A 7,259-nucleotide genomic window follows, 5' to 3' on the forward strand; every position below is an offset into this window, starting at 1 on the left:
CGGCTGTCAACAGGGCCAAGCGGGGGACGATCGCCAGCGTGTCCACCGTCGCCCGCTGCAAACGGCGGCAAGCCCCCCAGAGAAGGCCTCCACTAACGGCGTAGCCCAATCCGCACCACAGAGGCGGAACTAAACCATCGGGGATGTGCATTACTCCACCTGTACTCGCCGTCGTGACCACGCAAAGCAAGCAGTGCCAATGGCACCCCACAGCACCGCCAAGACCATGACGGTGATTTGCGCAGGGGTGTATTGACTCAGGGAAACGGTTGCTGGCACCTTTGGAGCAACCGCAATCGCTGCTGCCGTTGTTGTTTGCCCCTGCGGCGCGACCGCAATGGTCAGCAATCCCCCATGACCGGCTTGGCGTACCTGTACCTGCCACTGACCGGGGCGATCCGGGACAAACTGAAATTCCCCTTGGGCATTGGTGGTACCACTGATAACGGCTGTTTGGGGGCGATCGGGGGCAAAGACTTGCACCCTAGCATCTGCCAGCGGCTGCCCACTGTCGTACCTCGCTGTAATGCGAATGACCTGTTGGGGTTCGTAGTGCAAATCCACCCCATGGGCAAGGGCTTTGGGAACCACAAATCCGAGGATGGCACCGCTCACTAAAATGGTCTTCATAAGGAAACCTCCCGACAGTGACCTTCACCCACATGCCCCAGACTCCCGAGGGCTTTGCGCAGTGTTTCCACCTCTTGGGGGCTGAGTCTTTGCTGTAATCCTGCCCAATCAACCCTGACTCCCTCAGGGGTAGCGATCGCGGCAAAGGGGTCAAAACCCACCGCATCTCGATTGATCTCTGTGCTTGGTGGTTCAGCCCTATCCCCAAAAAGATGATCAAAGTGCAGTGTGATCTCTACATCAGCAGCGCTATTGGCTGCCACAATCCCCTGGCGCTGATCGCCAATGTAGTCGCCACAAACAAATGCCAAGGGCTGATCCAACCTAATGTTAAAGGGCACCCTGACACCGCCTCGTTGTGCTGTGCCCAGCAGTTGTAAACTGGGTGGAACAGTCTGCCACTGCAGGGCATTGAAGTGACCCACTGCCGCCACAGCACTGCCCCCCAGGGGACGCTCATCCCCCACCAAATCCACCGTCACTGGATCGCTAAAGACAACCGTGACTTCACTTTTGGGGCGATCGCCCCCCTCAGGATCGAAGGGGGGATTAGTTTGATAGGCAGTCACCCTTCCTAAGGTTAAATACACATGGTCAAACTGAAGCTGCCAGCCATCTTTGGTTGTCCATCCCGTTTGCAAGCGTTCTTCGCCATTGGCATAGAGCTGCAAAGTCCCCTTTTGTGAGGCTGGGGCACAACTTGCCAGTAGTGCTGTACTTAAAATGATGACCGTCCCTAAACGTTGGTACAAATTCATTTGTTTGCTCACCCCGAAAAAGCCCCAGAAAGAGCACCTCTGTAGCCAGTGGCAAAAGCCGTAAAGACCCCTTTCCTACCTTAGAAGGCGCGGCATCGGTTCTACAATGCACCGGAGGGGGATAGCGTGACGGTATAGTGTCTTTACAGAACGGGATTTGATGGAGCAGAAAATGAAACAGGTCTGGGGTTGGTTAGGACTTGTCCTACTGTTGTGGGGACTGTGGACCGCACCGAGTTGGGCGGGGTTACAAGACGATCGCTACGATGGGAATATCTTTGCTCTTTATGCTGGCAATGGCTCCTTGGTGCCCCCCAAAGTGACCCTCGAGAAATCGCGCCAGAGCGATCGCGCCACGTTGCTGCTGTTTTATGTCAACGATAGCCGCGACTGCAAGCAGTTTGCCTCCACCATTTCCCAGTTGCAAGGCTACTATGGTCGCGCCACGGATTTTATCGCCATTGATGTGGATGCCTTGCCCTTTGGGGCGCAGTTCTCCCCCAATGAAGCGGGCTACTACTACAAAGGCCGGGTGCCGCAAACCCTGATTTTTGATCGTCAAGGGCAATTGCGGCAGGAATTTATCGGTACCGTGCCCTTTGAAACCCTCGATGACACCTTGCGGGAAGTCTTTGACCTGCTGCCGCGCTCTCAATCTTTGGAACTGCGGCCGCGCCCTGTAAATGAAATTAATGTGGAACTGGCGCCCCCCACACCCCTTCAAGGGCAGAATCCGTCCAAAGGAGCGCTACAGTAAAAGTGAGCCTTGCAGCGAGGTCAACCATGGAATTATCCACACTACAAGAACGTCTGGCCATTGTTTTAGCGAAGCGAGAGAGCCTTAAAAAGCTTTTGGAACTCCCCGGTAATGGCACCCTCAGGATTGACATTGAATCCGCCCTCGCGGAACTGGATGAATTGATGAGCGACTTCAAGCGCACCTTTCCTGACCTCGACATTTCTACCTAGGAGGTTCACGATGGTGGAGATGACTAGTCGTTGGGTCAAGGTCGTCAATGGCGAGCTGCTGATTGATGCCTACTTAGCAGAGCCAGTGGCTGCCGGCCGCTATCCAGCAGTGATTGTCTTTCAGGAAATTTTTGGCGTCAATGCCCATATCCGCGATGTGACCGAACGCATTGCCCGCGAAGGCTATGTGGCGATCGCCCCCGCCCTTTACCAACGCTTTGCCCCCGGCTTTGAAACGGGCTACACTGCGGCTGATATTGATTTGGGGCGACAGTACAAAAACCAAACCAAAGCCGAGGAACTCCTCAGTGACACCCAAGCCACCATTGCCTATCTGCGTGGCCTCGAAAAGGTGGATAGAGATGCCATTGGTACGATTGGCTTTTGCTTTGGGGGGCATGTGGCCTATCTGGTGGCCCAGTTGCCGGACATTAAAGCCACGGCCTCATTCTACGGTGCTGGGATTACAACCATGACCCCCGGCGGTGGCCTACCCACGATTGAAATTACACCCAAAATTCGCGGTACGCTCTATGCCTTCTTTGGCGATCGCGACCAAAGTATTCCCATGGAGCAGGTGAAACAAATTGAAACAGCGCTGCGCCACCATGGCATTCGCCACCACATCTTCATCTATCCTGCGGATCATGGCTTTTTCTGCGATCAACGGGAGAGCTACGATGCAGCAGCAGCGCGGGATGCCTGGGAACAGGTGAAAGAACTCTTCAACACCGTCCTACGGCAGCAATCGCGACAATGAAAGTCCTTTTCACAAGGATGCAACATGCTCAACACTCTGAAAGCCACCCTCAGAGAGGCTCAAAGCTCCTTGACATCCCCTGTGTTGTCGAAGAGGGCTGTGTTACCTCATCTTTACAGAACCTTTACAGAACCTTTACTTTGATGTCGTTGTTTGATGTAGTTGCAGCAGCATGGGTTCAATACAAAGGGCTATAGTATAAATAATTAAGTTGGGTTCGGCACTGTTCCCCCTTACCTAAACAATACCAAAGACATTTGTCAAAATTTAAGATTTTTTACAAAAATCTTCATCCCCACTGTTGCTGTCTATGACTACTCCTACCCACAAAGTCCTACTGAAGCAGGGAGCTCTTGTTCTCAAACAGTGTAAAAAAGCGCTTTTTGAAGGGAATATGGCTGTGCTTCAGCAGCAGGCACGCATTTTACAAGTCGCAGCAGTGGCATCACGACAAACGCTGATTGAGGCAGAAGCTCGACTCTTGGAGCAGGCGGCCCAGCAAAATCAACCCCGCCGGGCGGCGGAAATTCTCATGAAAATCAAGGAGTGTTTGGTTGCCCTAGCGGGAGATCGGCGTGATTTTGAGAGCCTGCCGGGCGTGACAGCAGAGACTGAGGCACATCCGAAAAAGCCCGCCGCTGCCCAGCGTCCCCATGATGACAGCTACACGAAGCGCTTGGGGAACTATCTCGTCGAGGCAGAATTGGTGACACCGGCGCAAATTGAAGTCGCCTTAGCAGATCAGCGAGCCACAGGGGCAAGACTTGGCGATATTTTGGTGGCACGGGGATGGGTACGCAGGGGCACAATTGAGTTCATCATGGAGCGGGTGATTTTGCCTGATCGCCGTCGTCAGGAGGCAGAAGCCGCCTCCTCGCCATCAACTTCTCCAGCGGCTCAATCACCTCGGACACCCCCTGCCAATACATCATCAGTGCATGAGCGAGCAACCTTCATTGATAGCGGCTATTGAGGTTTTCTGTTAAGGAGATACCCTGTGGCGATCGCGTATTCTCCGAAGGTTTTGGCACGGGCCGATCGCGCCCTGCGCTGTAGTCCCTTTTTGCCGCCCTTGTTTCAAACAATGCAGCAGCGGAGTGTAGCGCTTTTAGAAATTGCTGGAGCGGCGGGTCTCAAATCCGGATTCACGCGATCGCCTTTGCCCGCGCTCGTAGCAGAAGCAGAATTGGACTGGTTGATCCGCGTCGGTTTACTGCGCCGCGAAGTAGACGGCCAAGGCCTCACCGATCGCTACCGCCTCACTCCCTTGGGGCAACAGTTAATTCAAAACTATCGCCAACCCACATGGTCGGCCTCTTGGGGCGATCGCTGGCGCAATCAACTCAGCCGCTGGTGGGGAATGTAACGGTTCTGTAACGACCTGTAACGCATCGGTGATTTTCGCTACCATGCTCTATGAGTGCCGTTAGCAAAAGCGAGACGCAGCTTTTTATGGTCAATACCGTCGCCAAACCACAGTTTGAAGAACTGCGGCCGGGTATCAAAGCCCCTGCCAAAGAAACCATCCTCACGCCCCGCTTCTACACCACCGACTTTGAAGCGATGGCCAACATGGATATTACTGAAAACAAAGCAGAACTTGAGGCCATCCTTGAGGAATTCCGCTGCGACTACAACCGCCACCATTTTGTGCGGGACGAAGAATTTGAACAGTCTTGGGATCACATTGATGGCGAAACTCGCCAGTTATTCATTGAATTTTTGGAGCGCTCCTGCACAGCCGAATTTTCTGGCTTTCTCCTCTACAAAGAACTCAGCCGCAAGCTCAAGGATCGCAACCCCCTACTGGCGGAGTGCTTTGCCCTTATGTCTCGCGATGAAGCCCGCCACGCTGGGTTCCTCAACAAAGCCATGGCTGACTTTAACCTGTCCTTGGATTTGGGCTTTTTGACCCAGCACCGCAGCTACACCTACTTTGAACCGGAATTCATCTTCTACGCTACCTACCTCTCTGAGAAGATTGGCTACTGGCGCTACATTACGATTTACCGCCATCTGGAGAAGCACCCCGAACATCGCATCTATCCCATCTTCCGCTTCTTTGAAAACTGGTGCCAAGACGAAAACCGCCACGGTGACTTTTTTGATGCCGTGATGCGTTCCCAACCGCAAATGCTGGATCGGCCACGCACCTTCTGGCAAAAGATTAAGGAAATCCCCCTCTCCCTCTCTGGTCAGAAATGGGCACGCTACTTCATGGTCTGCTGGCTACCACCAAAACTGTGGTGCCGCTTCTTCCTGCTGTCGGTCTTTGCCACAATGTATCTCAACGATTTGCAGCGGTCGAAGTTCTATGCTGCTATTGGCTTGGATGCCCGCGAGTACGATCGCGAGGTCATTGCCAAAACCAATGAAACCGCAGGCCGTGTTTTCCCGGTGATTCTCGATGTCGATCATCCAGAATTTTATCAGCGGTTAGAGCGGTGTGTCGAAAACAACGCTAAGCTCACAGAAATTGCCAAGCAAAACGGGGGCTTCCTCAAAAAACTTCCCCTTTATCTGTCAAATCTGTGGCAGATGATCAAGTTATTCTTAATCCCCACCAAGGAACCGACACCAGTTACTGTGCGTTAATTTCTTCCCTTGGTTAGAAATTAGTGTGATCTCCATGGGTTGAGTCTGCGGACTCAACTTTTTTTTATTTTTCCTACGATTGATATCCGTATTATTACGGAGTATTGCGGGAGTATGAAAAGAATCTAAAAGCAGTTTTGACCACTGGGGATCGCTAAAACTCACTTCCTAGGCCCCTTTGACCCTGTGATCGCTGAAAAAGTCCCTGAGGACAATTTCATAGGATGGAAGGTAGAGAGTCTAAAGATTTTACTTCGGAGTTGATCCCCGCGATGGATAGCCCAATTGTCACTCCCACAACTTGCCGCTTTTGTCGCTTTTATTATTCCGAAGGGCGACGCGGTGGTACCTGCGAAAAACTGAATGTGCCAGTGCGGGGATTTTGGCGGGCCTGTCCCTTGGGGGCAGCCATCCCTGCCCGTGGGAATGAGCCAGCGATCGCCGCCAGACCATCAACCACTGCTAGGCCGTTGAGTGCGTTCGTATTTTTCTCTGGGGATGATCCCGAAGCCATTGCGTAACCTCAGCAAGGGTCGGTTGACCCGCGATCGCTCCCCGTTTTGTCGTCACTAGGGCCCCCACCACCGTGGCAAATTCTAAACAGGCCGCTTGCCATTCGGGATCACGGTAGGTTTCTGGAGTGCCCTGCCATAATTGGGCAATCCAACCCGCAACAAAGCCATCACCGGCACCAGTGGTATCCACAACTGACATCGAGGGGGGTTCTAATTCCCCTTGATTTTCGTGCCAAAAGTAGCGAATAGCTTGATCCCCGTCAGTAATGACCACCCCATGGTCAGGCGCCCTCCCCCAAAGTGCACGGTAAACAACTTGGGGATCACTGTCAGAGAAAAATAATTCCGCCTCCTCCTTGGCAAGTTTTAGGAAATGCGCCTGTGCCAGAAAAGGACAAATGCGCTCAGGAGCAACCCTTGGATCAGGCCAAAAGATCGGTCGCCAATTGGCATCAATGAGAACCAAGGCACCTTTTTGCCGCAGTCGTTGCACCAGATGGTCAATGGTCGTGGCGGTGGGTTCACTGGCGAGTCCGAGCGTCCCAGTGACAAAAAATCGTGCCCCAGTCAGTAAGGATGGGGAGACCTGCTGGCCGCAGAACTGCATATCCGCAAAGACAGAGGTTCCCGCTGGCGCAAACCCGACAAACCGGCGATCGCCCCCCACCAATTGAACCCGCACTTGCCGCGTCGGCAGCCCAGCTACCCGCTCAACCGCTTCGATATTGACGCCCAAGGCGGCCAATTCGGCACAGGCTCGCTGGCCCAAGGCATCCTCTCCCACAGCTCCTAAAAAGGCCGCACTCACTCCCAACTTCACTAAACCACAGGCAACATTAGCCGGGGCACCCCCCAGAAAACATTGGGGGGGAGCGGGGGGGAGTTCTAAACAATCAAAGAGAACTTCGCCAGCACAGAGGACAGTTGGTTGGGACATTGCTAATGATTCGCTATAGGGCAATTTAGTTTTTTCTATTGATCCCTAGCCTAGCGATCGCTAGGGGAGTGTGTCAAAATGGTAGCGATTCCAAG

The 7,259-nt window shown here is 53.4% G+C and carries 11 protein-coding genes; 6 read left to right on the forward strand and 5 right to left on the reverse strand.

Going from position 1 to position 7,259, the window contains the following annotated elements:
* From H8Q75_RS11980 to H8Q75_RS07255, 3 genes are all read right to left on the reverse strand, one after another.
* Window positions 1–151, reverse strand: a 151-nt coding sequence (locus H8Q75_RS11980) for an energy-coupling factor ABC transporter permease (protein WP_365970863.1), incomplete at its 3' end; no start/stop codon positions are given.
* Window positions 151–630 (reverse strand): carboxypeptidase regulatory-like domain-containing protein, encoded by a 480-nt coding sequence (locus H8Q75_RS07250; RefSeq protein ID WP_024124275.1) that lies wholly within the window; start codon window positions 628–630, stop codon window positions 151–153. The genes H8Q75_RS07250 and H8Q75_RS11980, both read right to left, overlap by 1 nt.
* Window positions 627–1,388 carry a DUF4382 domain-containing protein gene (locus H8Q75_RS07255; protein ID WP_297041002.1) on the reverse strand — a complete coding sequence of 254 codons (762 nt, stop codon included), beginning with the start codon at window positions 1,386–1,388 and terminating at the stop codon, window positions 627–629. The genes H8Q75_RS07250 and H8Q75_RS07255 overlap by 4 nt, the downstream gene beginning before the upstream one ends.
* A gap of 172 nt (window positions 1,389–1,560) precedes the next feature.
* Here H8Q75_RS07255 and H8Q75_RS07260 point away from each other — a divergent pair, with 172 nt between their 5' ends.
* From H8Q75_RS07260 to acsF, 6 genes are all read left to right on the forward strand, one after another.
* Window positions 1,561–2,145: a thylakoid membrane photosystem I accumulation factor gene (locus H8Q75_RS07260; protein WP_297041003.1), complete on the forward strand. Its 585-nt coding sequence runs from the start codon at window positions 1,561–1,563 to the stop codon at window positions 2,143–2,145.
* A gap of 26 nt (window positions 2,146–2,171) precedes the next feature.
* Entirely contained in the window at window positions 2,172–2,357 is a 186-nt protein-coding gene (locus tag H8Q75_RS07265) for a hypothetical protein (RefSeq protein ID WP_024124278.1), read from the forward strand.
* Between the two features lie 13 nt (window positions 2,358–2,370).
* Window positions 2,371–3,117, forward strand: coding sequence for a dienelactone hydrolase family protein (locus tag H8Q75_RS07270; RefSeq protein WP_225871794.1), 747 nt, complete (start codon window positions 2,371–2,373; stop codon window positions 3,115–3,117).
* 394 nt (window positions 3,118–3,511) lie between these two features.
* Window positions 3,512–4,090: a hypothetical protein gene (locus H8Q75_RS07275; protein WP_041429005.1), complete on the forward strand. Its 579-nt coding sequence runs from the start codon at window positions 3,512–3,514 to the stop codon at window positions 4,088–4,090.
* Between the two features lie 24 nt (window positions 4,091–4,114).
* On the forward strand, window positions 4,115–4,483 hold the full coding sequence (locus H8Q75_RS07280; protein ID WP_024124281.1) for an Npun_F0494 family protein: 369 nt from the start codon (window positions 4,115–4,117) through the stop codon (window positions 4,481–4,483).
* 86 nt (window positions 4,484–4,569) lie between these two features.
* Window positions 4,570–5,712, forward strand: coding sequence for a magnesium-protoporphyrin IX monomethyl ester (oxidative) cyclase (gene acsF / locus H8Q75_RS07285; RefSeq protein ID WP_041429009.1), 1,143 nt, complete (start codon window positions 4,570–4,572; stop codon window positions 5,710–5,712).
* 322 nt (window positions 5,713–6,034) lie between these two features.
* On the opposite strand, the gene H8Q75_RS07290 is transcribed toward acsF, so the two are convergent.
* Together H8Q75_RS07290 and H8Q75_RS07295 are read right to left on the reverse strand one after the other, a co-directional pair.
* Complete coding sequence (locus tag H8Q75_RS07290) at window positions 6,035–6,172, reverse strand: hypothetical protein (protein WP_162147164.1); 138 nt, start codon at window positions 6,170–6,172, stop codon at window positions 6,035–6,037.
* Window positions 6,173–6,174: 2 nt separating this feature from the next.
* Window positions 6,175–7,164, reverse strand: a complete 990-nt coding sequence (locus tag H8Q75_RS07295) for a carbohydrate kinase (RefSeq protein ID WP_024124284.1) — start codon at window positions 7,162–7,164, stop codon at window positions 6,175–6,177.
* Between the last annotated feature and the right edge of the window lie 95 nt (window positions 7,165–7,259).

The sequence above is a fragment of the Thermosynechococcus sp. OHK43 genome (assembly GCF_014466085.1).
Taxonomy (GTDB): domain Bacteria; phylum Cyanobacteriota; class Cyanobacteriia; order Thermosynechococcales; family Thermosynechococcaceae; genus Thermosynechococcus.

What these genes read in the sequence shown, in the direction of transcription:
- H8Q75_RS07250 (WP_024124275.1), bottom strand. Translation starts at nt 630, where the DNA reads ATGAAGACCATTTTAGTGAGCGGTGCCATCCTCGGATTTGTGGTTCCC.
- H8Q75_RS07255 (WP_297041002.1), bottom strand. Translation starts at nt 1,388, where the DNA reads ATGAATTTGTACCAACGTTTAGGGACGGTCATCATTTTAAGTACAGCA.
- H8Q75_RS07260 (WP_297041003.1), top strand. Translation starts at nt 1,561, where the DNA reads ATGAAACAGGTCTGGGGTTGGTTAGGACTTGTCCTACTGTTGTGGGGA.
- H8Q75_RS07265 (WP_024124278.1), top strand. Translation starts at nt 2,172, where the DNA reads ATGGAATTATCCACACTACAAGAACGTCTGGCCATTGTTTTAGCGAAG.
- H8Q75_RS07275 (WP_041429005.1), top strand. Translation starts at nt 3,512, where the DNA reads ATGGCTGTGCTTCAGCAGCAGGCACGCATTTTACAAGTCGCAGCAGTG.
- acsF (WP_041429009.1), top strand. Translation starts at nt 4,570, where the DNA reads ATGGTCAATACCGTCGCCAAACCACAGTTTGAAGAACTGCGGCCGGGT.
- H8Q75_RS07295 (WP_024124284.1), bottom strand. Translation starts at nt 7,164, where the DNA reads ATGTCCCAACCAACTGTCCTCTGTGCTGGCGAAGTTCTCTTTGATTGT.